The sequence below is a fragment of the Oceanotoga sp. genome (assembly GCF_030445905.1).
Taxonomy (GTDB): domain Bacteria; phylum Thermotogota; class Thermotogae; order Petrotogales; family Petrotogaceae; genus Oceanotoga; species Oceanotoga teriensis.
In genome coordinates this window covers 1-25,679 of the sequence record NZ_JASUSU010000042.1, presented here as the reverse complement: position 1 = coordinate 25,679, position 25,679 = coordinate 1, and the positions used below count along the sequence as shown (strand labels likewise).

The 25,679-nt window shown below is 24.2% G+C and carries 23 protein-coding genes; 10 read left to right on the top strand and 13 right to left on the bottom strand.

From position 1 onward, the window contains the following. Positions 1-20: 20 nt before the first annotated feature. The 8 genes from PWP28_RS11050 to PWP28_RS11015 form a co-directional block, all read right to left on the bottom strand. Positions 21-1,829, bottom strand: coding sequence for a hypothetical protein (locus PWP28_RS11050; protein WP_308644758.1), 1,809 nt, complete (start codon positions 1,827-1,829; stop codon positions 21-23). Further along, positions 1,826-3,880, bottom strand: coding sequence for a hypothetical protein (locus PWP28_RS11045; RefSeq protein ID WP_158274874.1), 2,055 nt, complete (start codon positions 3,878-3,880; stop codon positions 1,826-1,828). The genes PWP28_RS11050 and PWP28_RS11045 overlap by 4 nt, the downstream gene beginning before the upstream one ends. Before the next feature lie 94 nt (positions 3,881-3,974). Further along, the gene (locus PWP28_RS11040; RefSeq protein WP_109605566.1) at positions 3,975-4,949 is read right to left on the bottom strand and encodes an ABC transporter ATP-binding protein; all 975 of its coding nucleotides are present in this window, start codon (positions 4,947-4,949) and stop codon (positions 3,975-3,977) included. 16 nt (positions 4,950-4,965) lie between these two features. Continuing rightward, a complete protein-coding gene (locus tag PWP28_RS11035) occupies positions 4,966-5,925 on the bottom strand; it encodes an ABC transporter ATP-binding protein (RefSeq protein WP_109605565.1) in 960 nt (319 codons plus the stop codon). Between the two features lie 2 nt (positions 5,926-5,927). After that, positions 5,928-6,743 carry an ABC transporter permease gene (locus PWP28_RS11030; RefSeq protein WP_371682089.1) on the bottom strand — a complete coding sequence of 272 codons (816 nt, stop codon included), beginning with the start codon at positions 6,741-6,743 and terminating at the stop codon, positions 5,928-5,930. Positions 6,744-6,749: 6 nt separating this feature from the next. Further along, positions 6,750-7,688, bottom strand: a complete 939-nt coding sequence (locus tag PWP28_RS11025; RefSeq protein ID WP_308644757.1) for an ABC transporter permease — start codon at positions 7,686-7,688, stop codon at positions 6,750-6,752. Positions 7,689-7,698: 10 nt separating this feature from the next. Beyond that, on the bottom strand, positions 7,699-9,219 hold the full coding sequence (locus PWP28_RS11020) for an ABC transporter substrate-binding protein (protein ID WP_308644756.1): 1,521 nt from the start codon (positions 9,217-9,219) through the stop codon (positions 7,699-7,701). 23 nt (positions 9,220-9,242) lie between these two features. After that, positions 9,243-9,974 carry an MBL fold metallo-hydrolase gene (locus PWP28_RS11015; protein ID WP_308644755.1) on the bottom strand — a complete coding sequence of 244 codons (732 nt, stop codon included), beginning with the start codon at positions 9,972-9,974 and terminating at the stop codon, positions 9,243-9,245. Between the two features lie 274 nt (positions 9,975-10,248). Between PWP28_RS11015 and PWP28_RS11010 the strand changes: the two genes are divergently transcribed. From PWP28_RS11010 to PWP28_RS10995, 4 genes are all read left to right on the top strand, one after another. Then, positions 10,249-11,688 (top strand): ABC transporter ATP-binding protein, encoded by a 1,440-nt coding sequence (locus PWP28_RS11010; protein WP_308644754.1) that lies wholly within the window; start codon positions 10,249-10,251, stop codon positions 11,686-11,688. Positions 11,689-11,701: 13 nt separating this feature from the next. After that, positions 11,702-12,043, top strand: coding sequence for a helix-turn-helix domain-containing protein (locus tag PWP28_RS11005; protein WP_308644753.1), 342 nt, complete (start codon positions 11,702-11,704; stop codon positions 12,041-12,043). An 89-nt stretch (positions 12,044-12,132) separates the two neighbouring features. Then, a complete protein-coding gene (locus PWP28_RS11000) occupies positions 12,133-13,452 on the top strand; it encodes a pitrilysin family protein (protein WP_308644752.1) in 1,320 nt (439 codons plus the stop codon). 13 nt (positions 13,453-13,465) lie between these two features. Further along, positions 13,466-14,911, top strand: coding sequence for a pitrilysin family protein (locus PWP28_RS10995; RefSeq protein ID WP_308644751.1), 1,446 nt, complete (start codon positions 13,466-13,468; stop codon positions 14,909-14,911). Between the two features lie 33 nt (positions 14,912-14,944). On the opposite strand, the gene PWP28_RS10990 is transcribed toward PWP28_RS10995, so the two are convergent. The 3 genes from PWP28_RS10990 to PWP28_RS13840 all read right to left on the bottom strand — a co-directional run bounded on the left by PWP28_RS10990 (position 14,945) and on the right by PWP28_RS13840 (position 17,663). Continuing rightward, positions 14,945-15,835 (bottom strand): DMT family transporter, encoded by an 891-nt coding sequence (locus PWP28_RS10990; RefSeq protein ID WP_158274873.1) that lies wholly within the window; start codon positions 15,833-15,835, stop codon positions 14,945-14,947. 17 nt (positions 15,836-15,852) lie between these two features. Next, complete coding sequence (locus PWP28_RS10985; RefSeq protein WP_308644750.1) at positions 15,853-16,923, bottom strand: Xaa-Pro peptidase family protein; 1,071 nt, start codon at positions 16,921-16,923, stop codon at positions 15,853-15,855. Positions 16,924-17,096: 173 nt separating this feature from the next. Beyond that, complete coding sequence (locus tag PWP28_RS13840; protein ID WP_374045490.1) at positions 17,097-17,663, bottom strand: sugar O-acetyltransferase; 567 nt, start codon at positions 17,661-17,663, stop codon at positions 17,097-17,099. A gap of 68 nt (positions 17,664-17,731) precedes the next feature. Here PWP28_RS13840 and PWP28_RS10970 point away from each other — a divergent pair, with 68 nt between their 5' ends. Continuing rightward, positions 17,732-18,082, top strand: a complete 351-nt coding sequence (locus tag PWP28_RS10970) for an STAS domain-containing protein (RefSeq protein WP_308644749.1) — start codon at positions 17,732-17,734, stop codon at positions 18,080-18,082. On the opposite strand, the gene PWP28_RS10965 is transcribed toward PWP28_RS10970, so the two are convergent. Next, a complete protein-coding gene (locus PWP28_RS10965; RefSeq protein ID WP_305081537.1) occupies positions 18,074-19,456 on the bottom strand; it encodes a tyrosine-protein phosphatase in 1,383 nt (460 codons plus the stop codon). The two genes, PWP28_RS10970 and PWP28_RS10965, sit on opposite strands and share 9 nt — an antisense overlap. A 110-nt stretch (positions 19,457-19,566) precedes the next feature. Here PWP28_RS10965 and PWP28_RS10960 point away from each other — a divergent pair, with 110 nt between their 5' ends. From PWP28_RS10960 to PWP28_RS10940, 5 genes are read left to right on the top strand one after another with little or no spacing between them, the layout of a single operon-like run. After that, entirely contained in the window at positions 19,567-19,944 is a 378-nt protein-coding gene (locus PWP28_RS10960) for a GntR family transcriptional regulator (RefSeq protein ID WP_109605539.1), read from the top strand. Continuing rightward, a complete protein-coding gene (locus PWP28_RS10955; protein ID WP_308644748.1) occupies positions 19,934-20,707 on the top strand; it encodes an ABC transporter ATP-binding protein in 774 nt (257 codons plus the stop codon). Before PWP28_RS10960 ends, PWP28_RS10955 begins: the two co-directional genes overlap by 11 nt. Then, entirely contained in the window at positions 20,700-21,443 is a 744-nt protein-coding gene (locus PWP28_RS10950) for an ABC transporter permease subunit (protein ID WP_308644747.1), read from the top strand. The genes PWP28_RS10955 and PWP28_RS10950 overlap by 8 nt, the downstream gene beginning before the upstream one ends. A 15-nt stretch (positions 21,444-21,458) precedes the next feature. Then, positions 21,459-22,211 carry an ABC transporter ATP-binding protein gene (locus tag PWP28_RS10945; RefSeq protein WP_305081533.1) on the top strand — a complete coding sequence of 251 codons (753 nt, stop codon included), beginning with the start codon at positions 21,459-21,461 and terminating at the stop codon, positions 22,209-22,211. Further along, positions 22,174-23,841, top strand: a complete 1,668-nt coding sequence (locus tag PWP28_RS10940; RefSeq protein ID WP_308644746.1) for a hypothetical protein — start codon at positions 22,174-22,176, stop codon at positions 23,839-23,841. Before PWP28_RS10945 ends, PWP28_RS10940 begins: the two co-directional genes overlap by 38 nt. 33 nt (positions 23,842-23,874) lie before the next feature. On the opposite strand, the gene PWP28_RS10935 is transcribed toward PWP28_RS10940, so the two are convergent. Beyond that, on the bottom strand, positions 23,875-25,551 hold the full coding sequence (locus PWP28_RS10935; protein ID WP_308644745.1) for a HAMP domain-containing methyl-accepting chemotaxis protein: 1,677 nt from the start codon (positions 25,549-25,551) through the stop codon (positions 23,875-23,877). Between the last annotated feature and the right edge of the window lie 128 nt (positions 25,552-25,679).

Sequence of the window (25,679 nt, the reverse complement as noted above, 5' to 3'; positions counted from 1 at the left end):
ATGAGGATGCTATAGCATCCTCATTTGTTTATTAAATTCGATACAAATTTTATTATTTTTTCATTTTTGTATACTAATTCATGATGGAGATTTTCATCTTGAAAATCAGAATATACATTTATTTCTCCGCCATTTTTTTGACTATATACTGGTACAGCTCCATCATTTTTTATAAATTGATCATCCATTTGTGAAATTTCACCCATCATTTTCAAAGAATTGTATGTAAAATTGAAAGCCGGATCATCTATGAAGTTTTTTATATCTGAGAACAAATAATAAGTTTTATCTTTGTAAAAATTATTTTTTTGTAATTGTATTATATTTTCATTGTAATTCAATACATCTAATTCTTTAAAAAGATTTTTATTAATATTTTTTATATATTCTTCATTTGAAAATCTTATTGATATACCACCTTTAAAAGGATCTAATATTCCATTCATGGTTAAAAGAGCTGGAAAAAATATTGGATATTCTTCGAGTACTTCTTTTATATATATTTCTATGTCTACCTTTTCTTTTTGAATTAATGATAAAGAAAGTTTTGAAAGTATATCAAATGTTTTTATAATTGTTTCGTCTACTTTTAAAGTTTTTTCATATAATCTACTATCAAACAATTGTGGGACATTTTGTAAAGGTGAACCAAGATTTACTCCATTTAGCATTATTATTTTTTTGATATTTTTATATTCATAATTATTCAATGCTTTCAATGTTACTAAAGCTCCCATACTATGGGATATAAAATATACTTCTTCATATTCTTTCATATTCATTTTTTCTAATTCTTTATAAAGATCATTTCCAAATTCTTCATAAGTTTTTGTATGGGTATCATATATATATTCATAATAATCATATTCTTTTTTTAAATCTTTTTCAAAGACCCTATACCATTCATTCCATGTTTCAAATCTTTTATAGCTTCTCCATGGATATGTTTTTAAATCATTTATAGTTTCATCTACATATATTGGCTGCAATCCATGTATAAAAAATATTGCTTTTTTATTTTTTTGTTTTGAATAATCTATTTCTCTATAAGAGTTGGTAACAAAAGGTAATGTTATATTTAATGGTTGCTCTTTTCTTTTTATTATCAATGTATTTGATTTATATTTCATTTTATAGAGTTCATTATAATCTTCTATTTTTTTTGTATCTTTTATATCTATTATAATTTGAATTGTATATATATCTTTTAATAAAAGTACTGGATCATATATATCTAAAATCGAAGGAAAAATGCCATAATAATCACTTTTAGTTAATTCTTTACTTATTATTGGATAATATTTTTTTGTATTAACATAATTCAAATTATTAAAAAGTCTTACCCTTGAGTTTATTTTTATAAAATTTTCATTTTTTAATCTTTCATTCTTTATGGCTAATGGTATGAATACTTCATCGATATTTGCATTTTCATCTGGATAATAATTTATATATATTTCATTGTCTTGCATTTTTATAATTGTTTTGAATCCCATTATATTAGAATTTTTAAATAATTTTAATTCTGTATCTTTATATTTTATTATATGTTCTTTTTCATAATCATCTATTATATAATATTTAAATTCTTCACTCGATATTATACTATTTTTGTCTAATTTTATGAGATTAAAAGAATTTAATTTATCATATTCTTTTACCTTATACAAGTTTTCATCGAGCTCAATTTTTTTATTATTTATATTTAATATATAATCTTTAGAGTCCTTTATATCTATAAAAAATTCTCCTTTTTTATAGATTATTTCAGATGAAAATATAATCAAATTTATAATCATTATCGATACTATTAATAAAATTTTTTTCATTTTTGTATCCCACCCATGAGTATATATTTTTTGAATACGCCTTCTATAACTTTTTCATTGGATAGTATTCCTTTATGTGTTGTATTTTCAGAGTATGTATTATCTATTTTTGGTCCTTCAACTCCTTCTATAATTTGACTCGATAAAGGTACTGCACCATCATTTTCTATATCATCATCGGTACTTCCAGTCATATCTCCAAAAGCTTTTAAGACTGCATATGAAAAATTATAGGCTATATCTCCAGATTTTTCATTGGTGGTTGAATATACTATAACTGTTTTATCGAGATATTTGTCATCTTTATTCAAATTTTTTACTAATTGATTACTTTTGAATATTTTACCTTCTGTTACTTGAGGATATAAAGTCTTTTCAAGACTCGCAAGATATTCTTCATTATCATAATTAATAGATGTTCCACCATAGAATGGATCTAACATACCAAGTTGAGAAAATACAACCGGAAAAAATACTGGATTTGATTGAAGAATTTCTTCTACTTCTTTATCTATTGTTAAATTTTCTCCATTAAAAAATGATACTATTAATTTTTTCCCTATTTCAAGTAAAGGAATCATAAAATTTGTATTTGGAACGATATTTTTTACTATTTGTGAAGAAAATAATTGTGGCAAATTTTGTAAGGGTGAACCCCTATTAACCGCATTTATAGTGACTATATTTCCTATATTATCATAATCACCTTGATTAACTGTAAATCTTGAAACAAGACCTCCCATACTATGTGAAATAAAATAAATTTCATCATAACCATTTTTTTCATCGAAGAAGTCATTTTTTGTCATTATTTCATTTAAGTCTTTTCCAAAATCTTCAACGGTTTGAGTATGAGTATCATATAAAAATTCATAAAAATCAAAGTCTTTAAATTTTTCATCATTTTCATATATATATCTAAACCATTGATTAAAATATTCAAATCTACTGTTTATTCTCCATGGAAATCCTTCTTCTGTTTTATTTTTTAAATCTATTATTTGAAGTCCATGTACAAATATTAATGCTTTTTTATTTTTTTGAAATTCTTTTTTTTCTTTATTCAATTGAAGTTCTGTTTTTCTAAAGCTTTGAGCTTTTATGGGTATTAATTCATTGAAAAACACGAGATCTTCATAAAACTTTATTTCATCAAATTCTGGTTTTACTTTCCAAAGTTCAGCAAAATGTGGTACTTCTTTTTGTTGATTATAATATAATTTTATTTCAAGGGACTGATATACTGGAAGGTTAAAAAATATTGGTGAGTATACATTAACTATAGTTGGAAAAATCTGTTCGAAATCACTATCTGTAAGAAATGTAGGTATCAATGGATAATAATTTGTTGATTTTTTGAATGCCACTGTATCAACAACTTTACTTACACTTTCGACATTCATATATCTTGGTGTATTTAAATTTATATTTTTATTGAGAGTTTTTATTCCTATTGGGAACATAAAATTATTTATAGAATAATTTTTTTCTTTAATTATTTTTTCTATTATATTTTCTTCTGGATTATAAGGTATATAATCTATTTTTACATAATTTTGATCTGTTTCTTTATCATATCCATTATAAACAAAAGTATCAAAATCTTTTATATAAGAACCTTTGTATAAAAGAATTTCTGTGTCTTTTAATTTAAATATATGATCTTCATCTTCATTTCTTATCATGAGAAATGTTAAATCGTCATTATCAAAGTTTATTCCTTCATCTGTAACAGCTCTCACTATAACTTTCGTTTGAATATTGGGCTTTACAAACATCTCTATATAATTTGTATTTGGACTGAGTATTCTCATATTATAAATTTCATCTTTTTGAATATCTTTGAATAAAACTATTATATTTTTTTGTCTTGAATTCATATTATTCCATTTTAAAGAAACTTTATCATAAGAATATTCTTCAACGGTTACATCTTGAGGCGGCATTATTTTATCTTGAGCTTGATCATTTATTTCTATGAAACTTAAAAAACTAATACTTCCAGCTATTAAAGCTATTATTATAGAAGTTAATATGACTTTTTGACTCAAATTAAAACCTCCCATTTAAAAACATATATTTAATCAATTATATATTAATTAATTAAATATATAATTAAAAAATAACTGTTTTTTGACAAAACAGTTATTTTTGATATAAATGACACATTACTTTATGTTTATTTAAATTTTCTATCATTTCTGGCTTTTTATTTTTACATATTTCCATTACATTTGGACATCTTGTATGAAAAGGACAACCTTCTGGTGGATTTAATGGATCTGGAACATCTCCCTTTAAGATTATTCTTTTCTTACCAGTTGTTTTATCTATTTTAGGAATAGCGGATAATAAAGCTTTTGTATATGGATGAAGAGGATTATTGTATAATTCTTCAACATCTGCAATTTCAACTATTTCTCCAAAATACATCACTGCTATTCTATCACTTATATAATAAACAACATTTAAATCATGTGAGATAAATATATAGGTTAGATTAAATTCATTTTGAAGTCTTTTCATCAAATTTAATATTTGTGCTTGAACAGATACATCTAAAGCCGAAACAGCTTCATCAGATATCACCAATTGAGGGTTTAACATCAAAGCATGTAATATTATTATTCTTTGCCTTTGACCCCCTGATAATTCATGAGGATATCTATTATAAAATTCTTTACTAAATCCTGCTATTTCAAGCATTTCACAAACTTTTTCTTTTCTTTTTCTTGTATTTTTATAATCATAATTTTTTAATGGTTCTTCAAGTATCCAACCTATTCGCTTTTTAGGGTTTAAAGATGAATATGGATCTTGAAATATTATTTGTATATTCCTTCTCAATTCTTTTAGATCTCTATTTTTTAATTTTAAAATATCTTTACCATTGAAGATTATTTCTCCATCAGTAGCTTGTATTAGCTTTACTATCGTTTGTCCTGTTGTAGATTTCCCACATCCAGATTCTCCTACTAAGCCAAATACTTCACCTTTTCTTACCTTAAAATTAACTCCATTTACAGCTTTTAAATATTCAGTTTTTTTGAATAGTTTTCTTTTAGGTTGTTTAAAATAAGTCTTTAAATTATTAACTTCAAGAATATAATCATTTTTCATAAGTTTCACCTCTGAATTATGCCATGAAACATCTGACTTTATGTCCATTTTTTTCTTTCAAATCAGGTAATTTAATAAAACATTTTTCTACTGAAATCGGACATCTTTCTTTAAAAGGACACCCTATAAGCCTTTGTTTAGAATCCGCTACTTTACCTTTTATGGTATTTAACTTGCTCCCTTTTTTAGATGGCTCCGGTATTGATTCCAAAAGACCTTTTGTATATGGATGTAATGTATTATTGAATAATTCTTTTGTTTCAGCTTCTTCTACTATAAAACCAGCGTACATTATTATTATTCTATTAGACATTTCTTTGATCAATGCAAGATCATGAGAAATAAATAATATCGAAGATTTTTTATTTTCATTTATACCTTTTAAAAGCTCTATTATTTGTGCTTGTATAGTAACATCCAAAGCTGTTGTTGGTTCATCAGCTATTATTAAATCGGGATTATTTGCAATTGCAATTGCAATCATTATTCTCTGTCTTTGGCCTCCCGATAATTCATGTGGATATTTATTATATGTATTTTCAGGTGAGGCTAATCCTACGTTTTTCATTAATTTTATTACTTTATCTTTATTATCTTTTTTATCACCAATTCGATGAATGTTTATTATTTCTTTAATTTGATTTCCAACTTTTAAAAGTGGATTCAAAGATGACATTGGTTCTTGAAATATCATAGAAATATTTTTTCCTCTTATTTTTTTTAATTCTTTTTCTGAAAGATTTAAAAGATTTTTATCTCTATATAATATTTCACCTTTTTTTATTTGGGCATTTTTTGAAATTAGTTTTAATATTGCAAGAGATGTCACTGTTTTCCCACAACCAGACTCTCCTACAAGACCTAATATTTCACCTTTTTTTATACCAAAACTTACATCATTAACTGCAATTAGTTCTGATTTTTTTTCTTTGAAAGATATGGTTAAATTTTTTAAATCTATTATATTCTCATCCATAATTATTCCTTCTTTCTTTTATCAGAAGCATCTCTTAATCCATCTCCTAAAAAATTAAATCCTAAAACTAATAAAGTTATTAATATTCCAGGAACAAGAGCAAACCAAGGTGCTCTTTCTATGTATATTTGAGATTCATTGAGCATTCTTCCCCAACTCGGATATGGTGGTTGAACTCCAAGGCCCAAATAGCTCAAAGCTGCTTCTGATAAAACAGCTGTAGAAAAACCCATAGATGCTGCTACAATTATTGGGGATATAACATTTGGAAGTATATGAACAAATATTATTCTTATAGTTTTTGCCCCAGACATTTTAGCTGTTTTGACATAATCCATAGATTTATGTTGAATAAAACCACTTCTTGCTATCCTCGCAAATGATGGTATAGATATTATTCCTATCGCTATTATGGTATTTTTAATTCCAACTCCAAAAATTGCAACATATAAAAGTGCAAATAATATTCCCGGAAAAGCCATCATTGCATCCATAATTCTCATTATTATTTCATCTACTATTCCACCAATATATCCGGAAATTGCTCCGATAAAAACTCCAAATAATAAGCCTATACCAACAGAAATTCCTCCAACAATAAAAGCCGTTTGTGAACTTTTCATAGCTCTACTCAATATATCTCTACCAAAATTATCAGTTCCAAGTATAAATTCTTTACTTGGAGAATTTAATTTTTTGTCGAGATTCATTTTAGTTATATCATATGGAGTATAAAAAATACTTATTATCATTAATATGAAAAGAGATGAAACTATAAATATTCCTATTTTTAAATATATATTTTTTTTCAATTGAATCAACACCTAATATAATTTTATTCTTGGGTCTATAAATTTATAGACAATATCAACTAAAAAATTTATCATTACAACTATTATAGAAATATAAAAAACGAGGCCTTGTACCAAAGGAAGATCTCTCGTAGAAATCGCATTTATTAAAAGTCTTCCCATCCCAGGTATAGTAAATACTTGTTCTATAACAATACTTCCAGCAAGTACTTTAGCTATTATCATTGCCAAAATAGTTATAACTGGTATAATTGCATTTCTCAATATATGAAATATTAAAACTTGATTGGAACTTAATCCTTTTGCTAAAGCTGTTTTTGTATAGTCTTTATCTTTTTCTTCTAAAATAGAACTTTTTAAATATCTTATTACAACAGCTATATTAGGTATAGCTATAGCAAGGGCAGGTAAAAATAAAGATTTTATTGATTCTAAAGGATTTTGGGACCAAGATACATAACCTCCTGCTGTAAAAAGATTTAGTATTAATCCAAATAAATATATAAGCAATATACCAGCCCAAAAAGATGGTATAGCTAAACCTATTTGAGTTATAAATGAGATTAAAAATCCAAAAATATTATCATCATACTTAGCTGCTAAAATCCCAAGTGGAATTCCAAATATAATAATTATTATAATACTCATTATGGACAATTGAAAGGTAACAGAAAATCTTTGACCTATTATATCATTTACATCCATATCATATCTTATTGATTTACCCATATCTCCAGTAAAAATACCGCTAACCCAGGAAATATATCTCCCGGCTAGCGGTTTATTTATATTTAATTCTTCTCTTAAGGCTTCTATTTGTGCTTGATCTGCATTTATTCCTAATTTTGCCAATACAGGATCACCTGGTATAAGTTCAAAAGCAAAAAAAGTTATAATGCTAACCAAAAAAACTGTTATTATCATAGCAAATGTTTTTCTCATAAAATACATTAAAAATCACCTATTCTACTTTATACATGGTTGAAATATCTTGTATGTATAAAGGATAAAGTTGATATCCTTGAAAATGATCTTTTATAGCTACTATTAAATTAGGATCCATTATAAAAACTGCCGGTGCATCTGAAGTCAATATAGCTTCAGCTTTTTTATAAAGTTCAACTCTTTTATCTTCATTTATCTCTTTTCCAATATCATTCATAGTTTTATCAAATTCTTCATTATTATAATTTATAAAATTTCTTGGATAATCACTCATATATTTTTTTAAAACATCATAAGCATTAAGTTTTCCAGTAAACGCTATAACTGTAGATTGATAATCTCTAGATGTATAAACTCTGTCAAGCCATACTCCCCATTCAACTTGCTCAATGCTTGCATTTATTCCAACCTGTTTTAATTGTTCAACTATTATTTGGGCTGTATCTACATGAAATTTATAATTTGATGGAACTGTTATTATCATATCAAATCCATCTTTATATCCTGCATCATTTAACAATTCTTTTGCTTTATCTATATTCACATCATAATAATTCTCAAGATCTTCATTATAGTATTTTTTCATTGCAGGACTCATATTTGTTCCTATTTTACTTCCATAACCATTAGCAAGAGCTTTTATTATTTGATCTTTATCTACAACATGATTTATAGCTTCTCTAACTCTTTTATCATTAAAAGGCTTTCTATTCATATTAAATGCAAATAACTGAACAAGATTTTGAGCTCCATCTACTACATAAGAATTTTCTCCTAAAGATTCTATATACTCTGCTGATATTCTTGGATACATATCTATTTCTCCAGCTTTGAAACTTAAAAGCGATGCTTGTTCATCTGGTATTATTCTAAATTCTATTTCATCTATTTTTGGAACATCTTTATTCCAATAATTTTCATTTTTTTCCATTATTATTTTTTGGCCTGGAATATATTCAATAAATTTAAAAGGTCCTGTTCCTATAGGTTTAGTATTTTGAAACTCATCATTATCTTTAGGTATTATAGGTTGTATAAAATTACTCAAAAAATTTGTATCCAATTCTTTTAAAAACACCTTAACAGTATCATCATCCACAATAGAAACTTTTTCAACTTTATTACTAAATTCTGTAGATAAACCATTTGAATTTTCGGTTCCTATCAACCTATCCAAAGAATATTTTATGTCTTCAACAGTCACAAGATTATTATTATGAAACTTTATCCCTTTTCTCAATTTAAAAGTATAAACCTTACCATCATCAGAAACACTATAAGAACTTGCAACTGCTGGTTTTACTCCTCCATCTGTATTTGGATCTAATAAACCTTCAAAAACATTAAACATTATTTCATAAGTGCCTGATGCTGCAGCTCTATGTGGATCTAAAAAATCTGGATCCTGTGCTACTCTCACTACAATTCTCACTTTATCATTTTCTTTTTCTGTTTCATCGCTACCACATGAAATCAAAACAAAACTCAAACTCAATAAAATCAAAACTAATAATATAGTCTTATAAACCTTTTTCATAATTTTTCCTCCTTTAGAAGGATTTAAATATAGTAAACATCTCCACAATTTGCTAAATATAAATCACCAATAAACTCTTTTTTAGCTTGATTCAAAAGATCTTCATGATCTCCAAAATGAGGTAGATGTGTTAATATCATTTTTTTTACATTCGCCGAATGAGCTATATTTCCAGCCTGTCTTGCAGTTAAATGTCCTTTTATTTCTTTTTCCATATTTTCATATAATGAAGATTCACATAAAAATAAATCTGCTTTTTCTACAAATTCAATTAAATTATGCCCTATTTGTGTATCAGCAGAATAAGCAAAATATTTATTTTCATGGTGAACTCCTATGGAATAGCAAAGAATCGGATGTTCATTGAGCGAAAACCTTATTTCAACATCATTCAATGATAATATAGAACCTTCATCATATAATATAGATTCAGTAAATTCACCATATTTCATTTCTTTAGATTTATTATCTTTTAATGGAGATATAATTTTTAAAGGGGTTCTTCTCTTAGCAAGTTTCATAGATATCATACTTGCATATTGAAAAGAATATATATCAGTAAAATGATCTGGATGAAAATGACTTATAATAACATAATCTATTTCATCTAATGAACAGTACCTTTGAACATTGGTTAAAACACCTGGGCCACAGTCTATAAGTATTTTGTTATTTTTGGTTTCTAATAAATAACCTGAACATGGTTCATCTTTTTCTGGATAAGCCCCCCATCTTCCAACTATAGTTAATTTCATTTAATCATCTCCTATTTTTAATTATTGATATAAATTATTTCTATAATATTTATTTGCAATATGTAAATTAACAACAAATTGAACACTAATTATGTTATAATTTAATATATTTAACCAAAATAAAATGAGTATTTATAATTATAAAAATTTTAATCGATATAAAAAAATATATGCAACTAATTATATCAATAATAGTACTATTTTCTATACATATAAACCCCAAAATATAGATATTCATTAATATCAAAACTTATAAAGTATAGGGGTGAACACAATGAATTCATTAAAAATCTTCTTTAAAAACAATTATTTTAATACTATAATTGTTTTAATTTTATCTTTAATAACTGGATTTTTTTCTTTTATTTTATCTGAAAAATTGAAAATATTTTTCAATACAGGAATAATGAATAATGATGTACAAACGATACAAAATAATATTTTTATCATTTTCTTTCTTTTTATTTTTATGTTTATTTTAAATATTTCTTCAAGTAGAGTATCTTCTTTTTATACTTCAATAATATTCATGGTTTCAAGATTAATAGAAATGATAATATACTTATATATCATTTTTAAAATAAGTTTTTATGCTGGATTATTTTCTTTAATTGCAATTCCTTTGACTCTTTTATTTACAATTGGAATTAAAAAAAAGATGGCAGATTATCAAATGAAAATGCTTGAAAAATCTCGTGAATTGTCTTCTTCGACAATAGAATCTTTAGATTCTATAAAAAATATAAAAGTTAAAAATGCCTATGATTATTTTTTAAACAAAATAGAAAAAAAGAATATAAATTTAACAAATGCAGTTGTTAAATCTGCAATAGCAGAAAATTATTGGCAATATATGAATGGTCTAATTAATTCAATAGTACCAATCTTGGTAATATATTTAATAATGAAATTTACAAATATAATAAATATATCAACAGGAAATATTATAATACTTTATTCATTTATCCCTCTTTTCTTATCGAGTTTTAAAGGATTTTATTCTTTAATAATGCAATTTTTTAGTTCTAAACCTTTTTTAAAGAGCATAAAAGAATATGATATATTAAAAAGAGAAACTTCTGGAAATACAAAATTAAATACTTTTGAGGAATTAACAGTAAAAGATCTCAAAATAAATATAAATTCTGAACGAGATTTAAAAATACCAGATATGAAAATAAAAAAAGGAGAAAAAATTTTTATATCTGGTGAAAGCGGTATAGGTAAATCTTCTTTTTTTAATGTTCTTTTAAAACTTAATTCTAATTATGATGGTTCTATAAAAATAAATGGAATTGAATTAAAAGATATATCAAATGAAAGTATTAGAAAGTTATTTGGAATTTCATTTCAAAATGCTGCTGTATTTTCAGATACTATAGAAAATAATATTTTATTGGGAAAATCTAATAAAAAATTAGAAAATTTAATAAAAATATCTCAACTTGAAGATGTTTTAAAAAGAAATAATTCTAAAAAAATAAATAATAATATTTTATCTGGTGGAGAAAAATCAAGAATAAATATAGCTCAAAATTTGGCAAATGAGCCTGAAATAATCATGATTGATGAATCTTTGACAAGTGTGGATGAAAAAATGGAGTATTCAATATTTGAAAATATTGTAAATAATTTTAAAGATAAAACTATATTATGTATAAGCCATAGAAATTCAAGTAAAGATATGTTTGACAAAGAAATAAAAATATTTTAAAAGGGGGAATTTTATGTATACAAAAGAAGAAGCTGCTAAAATTCTTGGCGTTTCAGAATATACAGTAAAAGATTGGATAAATAGATCAAAATTAAAAGTAACTTTCGAAAATAATGAAGAGGTCATTTCAGAATCAGATTTAAATGATTTTATAAAATCTACTGGTATAAAGTTTGTAAAACCTGAAAAACCTGAAGACATCTTTGATGAAATATCTTCAAATAAGATTATAAAAGTAAATAATTCTGATCTTATAGAAGATAAAATAAAAAATATAGAGAATAAATTTAAAAAAGAAAATAACACTTTAGATGATTCTGAAATAAAAAAACTTTTTAATGAAAAAAATAAATAATAAAAAATTAACAGGAGCCTTTAAATATTAATTTAAAGCTCCTATTTTTTATGATAGAATATCATTAAATTTAAGTGGGAGGTTTTTTGATGAAAAAAAATTTAATATTAGTTCTTTTTTTCACTTTGCTAATTTTTACTTTTTCTGAAAATTTACAAGTACCAAAACCAAATTATACAAGCTATGAATTAGAAAATGGATTAAAAATATATGTTTTTGAAGATCATAGTATACCTTTAGCTAAAGTATCTGTTTGGTATAATGTAGGTTCAATTGACGAATTTAATGGAAAAACAGGGTTATCACATTTCTTAGAACATGTAATGTTCTTGGGAACAGATTCTCTCAATAAACAAGATATTGATATTCTATTAAAATCTGTCGGCGGAACTAATAATGCTCAAACTTCATATGATTATACAGTTTATTTTGAAGAGATTCCTTCTGCAAAACTGGAACTTGCAATAGCTATAGAAGCAGATAGAATGAGAAATTTAAAAATAGACTCTGAAGAATTTAATAGAGAAAGAGAAGTTGTAAAACAAGAAAGAAGGATGAATTTAGAAAGTAATTTCTTTCAATCCGCTTTAGAAGACTTACAAGCAACTGCTTTCAAATATTCTGGCTTGAATCATCAAGTAATTGGATGGATGGATGATTTAAACAACTTAACAGTCGAAGATATGAGAAATCATTATACAACTTATTATGCTCCTAATAACGCTATATTATCTGTTTCTGGAGATATATATCCTGAAGATGTTTTAACTCTTGCAAAAAAATATTTCGATGATTATAAACCTCAAGAAATCAAAAGAAATACAATAAAAGAACCTGAACAAAAATCAGAAAATTTTATAAAAATTGAAAAAAATACAAATATTCCCGTAATGGTTATGTTATACAAATTACCCGCTGGAAATTCCGAAGATATCATAAGTATAGGCTCTATAATGGATATTCTTGTAAATTCACAAAATTCAAGAATAAATACAAGATTGAAATTAAAAGAAAATGTGATAATGGAAGCTGGAGCTTTACCATTTTTAATAAGGAATCAAAGTTATGCAATATTATATGCTGTTCCTTATAACGAATCTCAACTCGATTATGTTAAAAATACTTTTGATCAAGAATTAGAAAATATCTTTAAAAATGGAGTTAATGATGAAGAATTAGAAATAATAAAGAAAAACACCTTAAAATCTTTGATATTTTCACAAAAGAATATTAAAAATGTTGAACAAATAACAATTTCTAATATATTAAAATATAATGATGAAAATCTACTTCAAAAAAATATAAATATCGTTGAAAATCTAAACTCTAAAGATATAGAAAATTCTATAAAAAAATATTTTGTACCTACTAATAGAACTGTTGGATATATAGTCCCTAAATCTAAATAATGGAGGAAATAAAATGAAAAAAATAATTTTTAATATATTAATAATATTTGTTTTTATAACAGCTTTTTCTATAGACTTTAGCCCCGAAATGTTTAAAGAATTGGCAGATAATAAAAATGAAAAACCAATAATAAAGATTCCAACATTCACAAGAACTGAATTGAATAATGGTATGATAATTTATTTAATTGAAGATAATAGTCTTCCAATAATAGAAATGACAGGCTTTATAAAAGGCGGACTTTCTTTTGAAGATGATACTAATGCTGGAATAACCAGTATAATGGTTCAAATGATGAATAAAGGAAATAAGAATTATTCTGAATCTGATTTTTCTAAATTCAAAGAATTGAATGGACTTTCTTTATCCATGGATGTTAAAAATGATTATATATCTTTCGAAGGAAATGCTTTGAGCCCTGACAAAGAAAAAATGGTGGATTTATTAAAAGAAACACTTATAAATGTTGATTTTAATAAAGATTATCTTTTAAGAGTTTTACAAGAAAGCTATGCTTATTTAATGCAAGCAAGAACAAATGAAGATTCTATATCAAAAATGTATTTTTATAAAAATATTTATAATGATATACCATACAGTTATCAATATGATTTAAACCGAATTTTAATGAATATACAAACTGTAACCCCAGATAAAATCATGGCTCATTATAATAAAAGTATTTCTCCAGATAAAATAATAGTTGCTATCTCAGGTGATTTTGAAACTAAAAAAATGCTAAATTATATATCAAATTCATTTTCAGATTGGAATAAAAAGAGTTCAAAAATCCCAGAATTCGAAAGAAAAGATAATTCTCAGCTAAATAATAAAATTCTTTTAATTAATAAACCAGATTCAACTCAAGCTAATATAATAATGGGATATAATTTTTACAAAAAAAATGAATTTAAAGATCGCATTCCTTTTACAATAGCTAATCAAATATATGGTTCAGGTGATTTTCAATGTAGGCTTATGAAAGAACTCAGAACCAATAAAGGTCTTGTTTATGGAGTATATTCAAATTTTACAGAAAATATAAATGATGGAGTTTTTTCAATTTCTACTACAGTAAGACCAGAAAAAACTTTCGAAGCAAGAAAAGATATAATAAAAATAATGAATGATATTAAAGAAAATAAGAATCCTATAAATGAAGATGAGGTTTTCCAGATAGTTAATATTTATAATGCTCTTTTACCTTCTTCTCTCAATGATAAGATTTCAATTATAAGATCTATAATTTCATCTTTAGATTTAAATAAAGAAAGATTGGATTATATGAATTATTTTATAAATGAATATAATAAATTGAATGCTGAAAAAGTACAAAAGTCTTTTGTGGAGAATACTTATCCTGAAAAATTCTTTACAGTTATAGTTGGAAACAAAGAACAAATCTTACCTGAATTTCAAAAAAATGGTATAGATATCGATATAATTGATTTAAATTAAAAAAAACTCCTTATTTAATAAGGAGTTTTTATTTTAAATTTTATTTTTTTTACCTTTTAAAGCTATTATTGCTACAGATAGTATTATAAAAACAGTTCCTATTAATTTCATATTATTTGGAATTTCATTTAAAAATAAATAAGCCATTATCATAGAAATAACTGGTTTCAAAAGGTATGAAAAAGAACCTTTTGATGCATCTAATACTTCAAAAGCTTTAAAAAAAGTTATATAAGCAATACCAGTTACGAATATACTTATATATGCCAACATCCATATAACATTAAAGCTTTCAATTTCAAATGTGAAAACAGGTATTTTGAATATGAGCAATACTATATAAAATATAATTGATGAAAGTAAAAATGAAAAAGTTACAAATATTATAGAAGGTATTTCTTTAACATATTTTTTTACTAAAACTGTATAAAGTGCAAAACTTATCGTAGCAAGCACCCCATATAAAAGTCCTAAAGTACTATCTCCAGAAGAATTGGACATCAATATAATGATTATACCCAAAGCTCCAACTGCCATTGATACAACCTTTCTCAAAGTTATCTTTTCTTTCAGTATTAAAGAAGCAAGAATAACAACAAAAATTGGATTTGCCGATATTAAGATTGCTGCCGTAGAAGCATTTGAAAACTTTACAGATAATTGTAAAAGAGACATAGATAGTACAGAATTTAAACTTCCTATTAATCCCATTAAAACTAATGATTTGACTGTAAGTTTATAAGTTTTCATTTTTCCTGATATCAATAAAAATATTAATAAAACAAGTCCTCCAAAGAAAAATCTTAAAAAAGTTATTTGAAGAGGATCAAATACCCCTGCAAAAGGTTTTGTAACAACTTCTATGGTACTGAAGAAAAAAACTGTTATTAACAGATATACCCACCCTTTTAGTTGCGAACTCACCATACTCATCTCCTAAATTATATAATTAATAAATCTTTATCATATTTATTTAGAACTTCAACACCATTTTCAGTAACTAAAACAAGATCCTCTATTCTAACTCCAAGTATATTTTTTAAATAAATACCTGGTTCTATAGAAAATATCATTCCAGGTTTTAAAAGTATATCAATATTTTCATTTACATCTGGCCATTCATGAACTTCAATTCCTATGTTATGACCTGTTCTATGAGTAAAAAATTCTCCATATCCCTTTTTAGTTATAAAATCTCTAGCTGCTGCATCTATTTCTGAGAATTTCATACCTGGTTTAACCATTTCTATGGCTTTAAGATTTGCCTCTAAAACTATATTATAAATATCTTTTGCTTTTTGACCAGGGTCTCCAAAAAATACAGTTCTTGTCATATCTGAACAATAACCTTTGTATACACCTCCCATGTCTATTAAAACATTAACTCCACTTTTCAAAGGTGTTTTATCTGAATCATGATGTGGTTCGGCTGCATTTTTACCATAAGCTATTAAAGGCGTAAATGAATTTCCAGATGCACCATGTTTCATTAAATTGGCCTCAACTGCTCTTGCTAAAAGTTTTTCTGGTAACATTTCAGGAACGAGTTTTATCATATCTTCCATTGCAAGATCATTGATATTGGATGATTCTCTCATCAAATTTATTTCATCAGAATCTTTTATAACTCTTAAATTATCTATCAAATAATTTCCAAGTTTGATTTCAATATTTTTTAATTTTTCTATAATTTTCACTAAAAATCTTGATTTTAATTCATTATCTACATATAAAATATTATTTTTTTCTATAAATTCACATATAAGATTTACAGGATCATTTTTATCTTCATATATATGTACATTAAATCCTTCAACTTCTTCAACACTAAAAAGTTTGTTTAAAAATATATCACACTTTCCTTCTTTTGTTATGAGTACTCCTAAAAATCTTTCTCCAGGCTCTATCATCTTTCCAGTAAAATACTTTATATGATATGGAGATGTTAATAAAATCTGAGAAACTTTATTTTCATTCATTGTTTTTAACAATTTTTCCATTCTTTTGTTCAAAAAATTCGCCCCCTTTAATTAAATAGTTAATACAATAAATATTATATATCATAAATCAAATTAAAAAAAGCCCCTTTTAAAAGGGCTTTTTTATTACAGGGGTTTGGTCCAACGCTAAAAAACATTCATTTTATAATACAATTATATACTCTATTTGTTACAAAAAAATAAAATTACACATCATTTTTTATATCTTTTATAATCTTACATGGATTACCAGCCGCAAAAACATTATCTGGAATATCCTTAGTAACTATGCTTCCAGAACCTATTACAGAATTATTTCCAATTTTTATCCCAGGATTTATTATAGCTCCACCACCAATCCAAACATTATCTCCTATTTCTATTGGAGCTGCAAGTTCATAACCAGAATTTCTTTTTTTAAATTCTAATGGATGATATGCAGTATATATATGTACTCCAGGACCAAACATAACATTATCTCCAATTTTCACAGTTGAACAATCGAGTATCACACAATCATAATTCATATAAAAATTTTCTCCAATGAAAATATTAAAACCATAATCAACTTTGAAATCAGGTTCTATATAAAAATTTTCTCCTGTTTTACCCAACAATTTTTTTAATATTTCTTTTCTCTTTTGAAACTCATCTATAGATGTTTTATTATATTCCTCAAACAAAAGTCTTGCATTTCTTCTTGCTTGAATTAAAAAAGGATCTCCAGATCTGTAAAGTTTGCCTTGAATCATATTTTCTAACTCTTTATTCATAAAAAATCTCCTTTCTTATTTTAATTTATGGTAAAATAAAAATATATACCGACATAAGGGGTGATTGTATGAAATGTGAATATGAACAAAAATTGGATAATAAAGTTTTATTAGTTAAAATATCTGGTGATTTTGATGTTTATTCTCATAAGCAAATTAAAGATGATTTAAATACTGCAATTGAAAGAGAAGGCTCAAGATATATAATTCTTGATTTTAAAAATTTAAATTATATAGACTCTTCTGGACTTGGATCATTGATTTCATTGATAAAAAACACCTCTTCCTTAAGTAAAAAATTATGTATAATATCACCAAAAGCAAATATATTAAAAATATTTGCACTAACCAAATTAGATCAGGTTTTGACTATATTTAAAGACTATGAAGAAGCCTTAAAATCTTATGAATTAAATTAAAATAAATATTTTCTTTATTTTATCTAATATACTTTTATCAACATTACAAAATTCTATAAGGTAATTTTCACTGCCGCCAAATTCATTATTGAGTTTATCTATAACAAACTCAATGTTTTCTTTTTTCACATCTTGAAAAGATTTCAAATAGTCTTTTACTATGGTAGACTTATCAATGCCCAATAAATCTAATAATATTGCTATAACTATTCCCGTTCTATCTTTTCCCGTTTCACAATGTATTATAAAATGTTCTTCATCTGCTTTTGAAATATGATTTTTAAATAAATCACCTATTATATATCTAAATTCTTTTAAAACATGATAATAGTTATTTTGTCTAATATTATCTGGATAATATTTTATTTCTTCAATATCATTCATATACAGGTTTACAACATATTTTTCTTTAAAATTATCTGAATAATCTTTCCCCCTTCTTTTTATATACCTCTTTATTTCTTGTTCACCACGTAAATCTATTATTTTTTTTATGTTATTTTTTATCATAAAACTTTCAAGAAAAACTTCATCATAATTACTTAAAGATGAGCTTCTAAAAACATATCCATCATTTAAAATTACATTTGAAGATGCTTCATTTGGAACACTTGAAATATCTCTAAAATTAAAAAATATTGGATATTTTGTCCTTATATAGTTTACAACTCTTTCTATTTTTTTACTTTTATCATTTTCTATTTTTTTCATGAAAAAATCTATCAATTTATAAATTTTAGTATTTATTAAGTTAATATCTAATCCTTCTGAAATATTCATTATATCCTTTACAATTTCCTTATTTGTATCTTTATACCAAAGATCATAATCGAGTTTATCTTCTATAGAATAAATATTAAAAACAATGTTTATTAATTTTGAATATATTAAATAAGCTTCCATAACATTGTTTGTATTAAGTTGAAGAAAAAAATTTTCTAATTCATTTAAAAATGAATTTATCAATTTTTGATTATAATTTTCCTCATCAAAAAAAGGTCCTGTCATATCTCGCTTGAGATATACTATTTCATCGATAATAAAATTTTCTCTCTCGAGCATAAAAACATCTTCATAGTATTTATTTTTAAATTTAAAATTAATATTTATCCTTTCTTTTCTCGTTGTAAAAAAAGATATTTTATCTTCTTCTAAAATTTCATAAATAACGTCAAAATAGTCATTAATTCTATATTTTATATCAGAAAAAATTTCTTCTTTCAAATTAAAATTATCAGAATAAATTGTGATAAAAAAATTTTTAAAATAATCTGGTCTATTTATAGTATCGCCATAATAAATAACGGCTTTTATTTCTTCATTTTTTCTAAAAAATTCATTTAAATCTTCAAGTAAACTATAAATTTTTTTCATATTTTCACCTCCATTTTTATAATTATATCATTTTTTAATAAAACAATATGGTTAGATATTACTTGACAAAGTTTATACTGTAATAGTATAATATTACAGAGGTGAGGATAATGTGGTTTTATATAGATTTTAATTCAAATACTCCTGTTTATCAACAAATAAAAAACAAAATTAAAGAACAAATAATAAACAAAAAACTCAATCCAGATGATCAAATTCCTTCTATAAGAGAAAATGCAAAAAATTTAGATGTGAATCTGAATACAGTTGCAAGAGCTTATAGAGAACTTGTTGCTGAAGGAGTTTTAGAGGTTATGAGGGGAAAAGGATACAAAGTAAAAGACTTGAATCAAGATGACTTTCAAAGTAAAAGAATCAAAGAGTTTGAGAAAATAGCTCATAATTGTAAAAACTCTGGTATTCCTTTCAAAAAATTGAAAAATGTGCTTGAGGATACTTTTAAGGATGTGAATAATAATGCAGATTAAAAATTTAAAGAAAAAATATAATAATAAAATTATATTAGAAAATATCAATTTTGAAATAGAAACAGGTCATATTCTTTCGATAATTGGCCCTAATGGTGCTGGTAAAACAACTTTATTGAAAATAATTACTGGCTTGATAAAAAAATACGAAGGTGAAGTTTCGATAAATGATAATTTTGTTTATCTACCAGAAAATAAATCTCTTTATGAAAATTATAAAATCTCGAAAATATTCAAAATACTTCAAAAATATGATAATCGTTTTGATATAAATAAAGCAAAACAATTTTTAAATATTTTTGAATTAAATGATGATAAAATCATTAATTTATCTAATGGAAATAGATCTATACTATACAATATAATAATTTTGTCAACAAATGCAGATTTATATATATTAGACGAACCAGTAAATAATATAGATACTATAAAAAGAAATATGATCTTTAAATTTTTTAGAGATTTAACTTTTAAAAATAAATCAATAATTTATACAAGTCATATACTAACAGAAGTAGAAAAATTAGCAGATAAAACCATAATACTGAATAAAGGTAAAATAATTGAAAATTCATCAATAGATGATTTAAAAGAAAATTATGTGGCAGTAGTTTCAAATATCCCAAAAGGATATTTTTATAAAAAAGCAGGAAACTCAAATGTTTATATTATAAAAAAAGATCAATTAAGAAATGAAGAATATGAAAATATTTCTTTTGACATAATCTTTGAAGCTCTAATAAGAGGTGAATATAATGTATAAAGAATTTTTAGATTCAAAAAGAAGATTAATAATATCTATTTCTTTACTTTTATCTTTTTTCTTTTTATTATTAATATTTAAAGAAAAAACTATACAAGTTTTAAATCAAAATAAAGAAGCATTAAAAGCTTTTTCAAGTATGATTCAAATAGAAAAACTTAGGAATTTAGATTTTTTTATTAAAACTCAATGGTATGGAAAAAACTTTGGACAATTTTTACCTTTAATGGCTTTAATATTTTCTTATAGTGTTTTTTCAAAAGAATTTGAAAAAAAGACTTTTGATTTTTTGATAACAAGAAAATCAAGAAAAAATATTTTTATAAAAAAAGTATCCTCTATATATATAAACTTTGTTTTGATTAATATAATATTTTTTATTATTTCTATAATTACATTATCTATGAGTAGTTTTGATTTTCAAATAATTGATTATTTTAAGATTTTTATCCAACAAACGATTATAAGCTCATTAATAATTCCAATAGCAGTTTTGATTTCTATAATTACTCAAACACAAATAAAAAGTTTTATTATCCCATTGACAATAATTTTTTTATGTCTTACATTATATTTTTTACCGAATGTAAAAATAAAAACACCATATAATTTTATATTAGATCCAAAATTAATAATCAAAAATGAAATGGATTTTTTGCCTATAATTCTTTCAATATTATTTTCTATTTTTTTAATATTTTTTTCATTAAAAATCTTTGAAAAAAAAGATTTTTAAAGGGAGGTAAAAACTATGATAAAAATAAAAAATCTTGAAAAAACTTATAACAATAACTTTAAAGCTGTAAAAAATATGAATCTCGAAGTAAAAAAAGGTGAAATTTTTGGATTTTTAGGCCCTAATGGTGCTGGTAAAACAACTACAATAAAGATGATAACTGGAATAATTCAGCCGAGTTCAGGTGAAATTTTTGTAAATGGTTTGGATATAAAAAAAGACCCTTTAAAGATAAAACAAAGTATTGGATATGTTTCAGATGAACCTTTATTAATGGAAAAATTAAAAGGTATTGAATATATAAAATTCATTTGTGATATGTTTGAAGTTCCACCTTTAGAAAGAGAAAATAGACTTGAAAAATTACTAAAACATTTTAAATTGGGAGAAGCTATAAACAACCCAATATCTTCTTATTCACATGGTATGAAACAAAAGTTATCTTTAATATCAACATTAATTCATAATCCAGATCTTTGGATTTTAGATGAGCCTATAGTTGGATTAGATCCAGAATCTGCTTTTATATTAAAAAAAATGATGAAAAATCATACGCAAAATAATAAAACTGTCTTTTTTTCGACTCATATAATGGAAATAGCTGAAAAAGTTTGCGATAGAATAGCTATAATAAATAAAGGTGAAATCATATTTATGGGTACTATTGAACAATTAAAAGAAAATAAAGGAAATGAAAGCCTTGAAGATTTATTCTTGGAGGTGACAGAAAGTGAAAGCGAAAAAATTGATTTCTCTTATCTCGACTGAGATAAATTCACATTATTCTATATCAAAAAATATTTATTCATTCAAAAATGAAAAAAGCCAAAGAATCAATTTAATAGCCATAACTGTAGCAATAATAGTATCAATAATCTCTATAATTCCTTTGTACAGTCAAATACTTCGAAGTTATTATACCGTATTTAAAACTATTAATTCTCCAGAATCATTGTTAACAATGGCATCTATGTTGAGTGGAATAATCGGAATAATTGTGGGTATGCTTACTATTACAGGTAATTTATTTTTATCAAAAAAAAATAATTTACTTTTAACACTTCCAATAACTCAAAATGAAATCATCATTTCAAAACTATCAACAGCATATTTAGATCAAATCATAATATCTACAATAATAATATTACCAACTTTTATATATTATGGAATAAATGAAAAGGCCAATATCTTTTTTTATATAAGTATGATAATAGTATATTTATTATCTCAAATATTCGCAATTTCTTTAATAACAATTGTTTCAATGATAACAAGTGGTATATTCATAAAATCAAAAAATAAAGAATTTTATATATTAATAGTATCTTTTTTGATAATAATATCTTTATTTTTCATCAGTTATATCATAAATCAAGATATAAACTCAAAATTAATTTCACCTCAAGATCTCTCAAATATGTCAAAATATTCTGAAAGTATTAATCAAGGAATTTCTTTATACTATCCTCCAGTAATATTAATATCAAAAATATTCTCAGATAATATAAATATAATATGGCTTTTTTTATATATATTATTAAATATATCATTATTATATTTATCTATTTTAATAAGCAAACCATTTTATTTTAAATTTTTAAAATCCAATAAAGGGCATTCAATATCAAATAAAAAATATAAAAATTCTTCATTAAAAAAGGAAAATAGTAAAACTATCGCATTATTTAAAAGAGAATGGAATAATTTTATGAGAACACCATCTTTTTCAGTAAATGGATTTGCAAATATTCTCGTTTTTCCAATAATGCTAATACTATTTACATTAGTCTTTAAAAATAGTGATGATCAAGATATAAAAATGATACAAGATTTGATTAAAAATGCAGGGAATTATATTTTACCAATAGGAACTATATTAGCAGCATTATCAGCATCTATAAACGGTATTTCTTATTCCATTTTTTCAAGAGAAGGGACTTCTTTTGGAGAATTAAAAATCATTCCAGCATCAACAATGCAAATAATAAATTCAAAATTAATACATATAAATATATTTTCCTCTGTTCCTATAATAATCGTTACTATTTTAATAAGTTATATAGGATCTTTTTCTTTCATAAAAATTTTAATGATGTTCATAACCTCTTTTTCTATCGTAACAACTTTAAATTTAATACAAATGATAGTAGATACAATAAATCCTAATTTGAAATGGGATAATCCACAAAAAGCAATGAAAGGAAATTTAAATGGTTTATTTGCTATGTTAATAGTATTTGGATATTGTGCTTTATTATCTTTCATAGGTGCAACTATACTTAAAAATTTATCTCCAACTCTATTAACGATAATTTCTCTGATATTAAATATATCAATAAGTATCTTTTTGTACAAATTATTATTAAATAAAACACAAAAACTTTTGAGTAAAGATTAAAAAAGGAACAAATCTAAAGATTTGTTCCTTTTTTTATATTTCAAATTTATCTATTAAAGATTTAAGTTTTACTGTATATTCCAATAATTTTTCAGCACTTTCACTTTCTTTATTTAAATTATCAGTTTGTTTATCTAAATCTTCGGAAGTACTTTCAAGTTTTTCACTTACATCTGATACATGTTTAGTTATATCATCAATAGAAATATTTATACTTTCAACACTTGATGCTTGTTCTTGAGCAGAAGCTGTAACATTTTCGATTATTTCATCTAGTTTTTTTATATCTTCCTTTATATTTTTAAATTTATCCATAACTTCAAAAGATTTTTTTTCAACGATTAATATCTTTTCTTTTGTTTGAAATGTTTTATTATTAGAATTAGAAATAGAACTTCTTATATTTTCTACTATATTTCCTATTTGATTTGTAGCTTTCTTACTTTCATCCGCTAAAACTCTTATTTCATCAGCAACTACTGAAAATCCTTTTCCCGCTTCTCCAGCACGAGCTGCTTCAATTGCCGCATTCAATGCAAGTAAGTTTGTTTGCTCTGTTATAGAACTTATAACTTCGACAACTTTGACTATTTCTTCTGCATCCTTTAATGTTTTCGTTGAAATATCTTCAGCTTCTTGTGACTTTAAAACTGCTTCTTTTATAGAACTCGCAGTTAAATCTATTATTTCTTGACCTTCATCAGATTTATCTTTAGTACTTTCAGCTATATTCATTATCTTTTCTACTACAGAACTCAAAGTTTCTGCACTCGCTGAAAGTTCTTCCATAGAAGAGTTAACTTCTTCAATAGCTCCTGTAGCATCTTGTAAAGATGTACTTATATTATCAACTTTATCATTTATTCTGTCTATAGATGCCGTACTTTCTTGAGACATTGAAGACAATTCTGAAGATTTTTCTGTATTAAATTCTACACTGTCCATTATAGAATTAACAACTTCTTTTAAATTGTTAGCCATAAAAGAAAGAGATTCTTGAATATCTCCTATCTCATCATTATAAGTTTTTTTAAATTGGACTGTAAGATCTCCTTTACCAAATTTTATAACTTTTTGTGAAAGTTTTTTTAATGGTTTTCTTATGTAATAAGTTATAAAAAAAGAAGTCAAAAAAGCTATTAAAATACTAATTATAAAAAGTATAATGAGATTTCTCATGGTTGAATTATTATTGTCTATTATATTATTTTCTATATTTTCTCTTTCTTTTAAAAGTCTTGAATTCTCTAAATTAATAAAATCAGAAACTTTTTTACTTATAACTTTCATATTTTCAACTGACTTTTCAAAACTTTCTTTGTCTTTAGCATTCATAAGTTCTTTAAAATATTTTTCAAAATCATTTATATACTTCTTAAATTTGTTTAAATTAGAAAGCTCTTCTGAATCATTCGCTAAAAATATTTCTGCTTTATTCAAAGAATCTAAAAGATTATCAAATTCTTTTTTTAATTCTAATTTAGAATTTTCATCTTTATTTATAAAAAAGTCTTTCATCTTACCCTCAATTGTCAAAAAACTAAAATTAAGTTCATTTGAAATATCGAGTTTATCAGAAATATAATTAAATTCATCAAATGATCTATTAGAATCATATAAAGCTCTTAAATCTATTATCACTCCAATCAAAAAAATTACTATTACTATTAAAAAGCCTAAAAATATTCTTTGTCCAACACTTTTAATCAATTTAACCCACCTCCAATGTTTATAAATTCAAATAGTATCTTTCTAAATTCTAAAAACGTTTATTTAAAGTAATTTTAAACGATGTTAAAAGGGATATTTACCTCCATAGGTTATAATTAAATTGTTAA

Bases quoted from the DNA above. Each gene is read 5' to 3' on its own strand.
- PWP28_RS11015 (WP_308644755.1), bottom strand. From the start codon at position 9,974: ATGAAATTAACTATAGTTGGAAGATGGGGGGCTTATCCAGAAAAAGAT.
- PWP28_RS11040 (WP_109605566.1), bottom strand. From the start codon at position 4,949: ATGAAAAATGATTATATTCTTGAAGTTAATAATTTAAAGACTTATTTT.
- PWP28_RS11005 (WP_308644753.1), top strand. From the start codon at position 11,702: ATGTATACAAAAGAAGAAGCTGCTAAAATTCTTGGCGTTTCAGAATAT.
- PWP28_RS10955 (WP_308644748.1), top strand. From the start codon at position 19,934: ATGCAGATTAAAAATTTAAAGAAAAAATATAATAATAAAATTATATTA.
- PWP28_RS10970 (WP_308644749.1), top strand. From the start codon at position 17,732: ATGAAATGTGAATATGAACAAAAATTGGATAATAAAGTTTTATTAGTT.
- PWP28_RS11020 (WP_308644756.1), bottom strand. From the start codon at position 9,219: ATGAAAAAGGTTTATAAGACTATATTATTAGTTTTGATTTTATTGAGT.
- PWP28_RS13840 (WP_374045490.1), bottom strand. From the start codon at position 17,663: ATGAATAAAGAGTTAGAAAATATGATTCAAGGCAAACTTTACAGATCT.
- PWP28_RS11000 (WP_308644752.1), top strand. From the start codon at position 12,133: ATGAAAAAAAATTTAATATTAGTTCTTTTTTTCACTTTGCTAATTTTT.
- PWP28_RS11025 (WP_308644757.1), bottom strand. From the start codon at position 7,688: ATGTATTTTATGAGAAAAACATTTGCTATGATAATAACAGTTTTTTTG.
- PWP28_RS10965 (WP_305081537.1), bottom strand. From the start codon at position 19,456: ATGAAAAAAATTTATAGTTTACTTGAAGATTTAAATGAATTTTTTAGA.
- PWP28_RS10995 (WP_308644751.1), top strand. From the start codon at position 13,466: ATGAAAAAAATAATTTTTAATATATTAATAATATTTGTTTTTATAACA.
- PWP28_RS11010 (WP_308644754.1), top strand. From the start codon at position 10,249: ATGAATTCATTAAAAATCTTCTTTAAAAACAATTATTTTAATACTATA.
- PWP28_RS10950 (WP_308644747.1), top strand. From the start codon at position 20,700: ATGTATAAAGAATTTTTAGATTCAAAAAGAAGATTAATAATATCTATT.
- PWP28_RS10945 (WP_305081533.1), top strand. From the start codon at position 21,459: ATGATAAAAATAAAAAATCTTGAAAAAACTTATAACAATAACTTTAAA.
- PWP28_RS10960 (WP_109605539.1), top strand. From the start codon at position 19,567: ATGTGGTTTTATATAGATTTTAATTCAAATACTCCTGTTTATCAACAA.
- PWP28_RS11050 (WP_308644758.1), bottom strand. From the start codon at position 1,829: ATGAAAAAAATTTTATTAATAGTATCGATAATGATTATAAATTTGATT.
- PWP28_RS11035 (WP_109605565.1), bottom strand. From the start codon at position 5,925: ATGGATGAGAATATAATAGATTTAAAAAATTTAACCATATCTTTCAAA.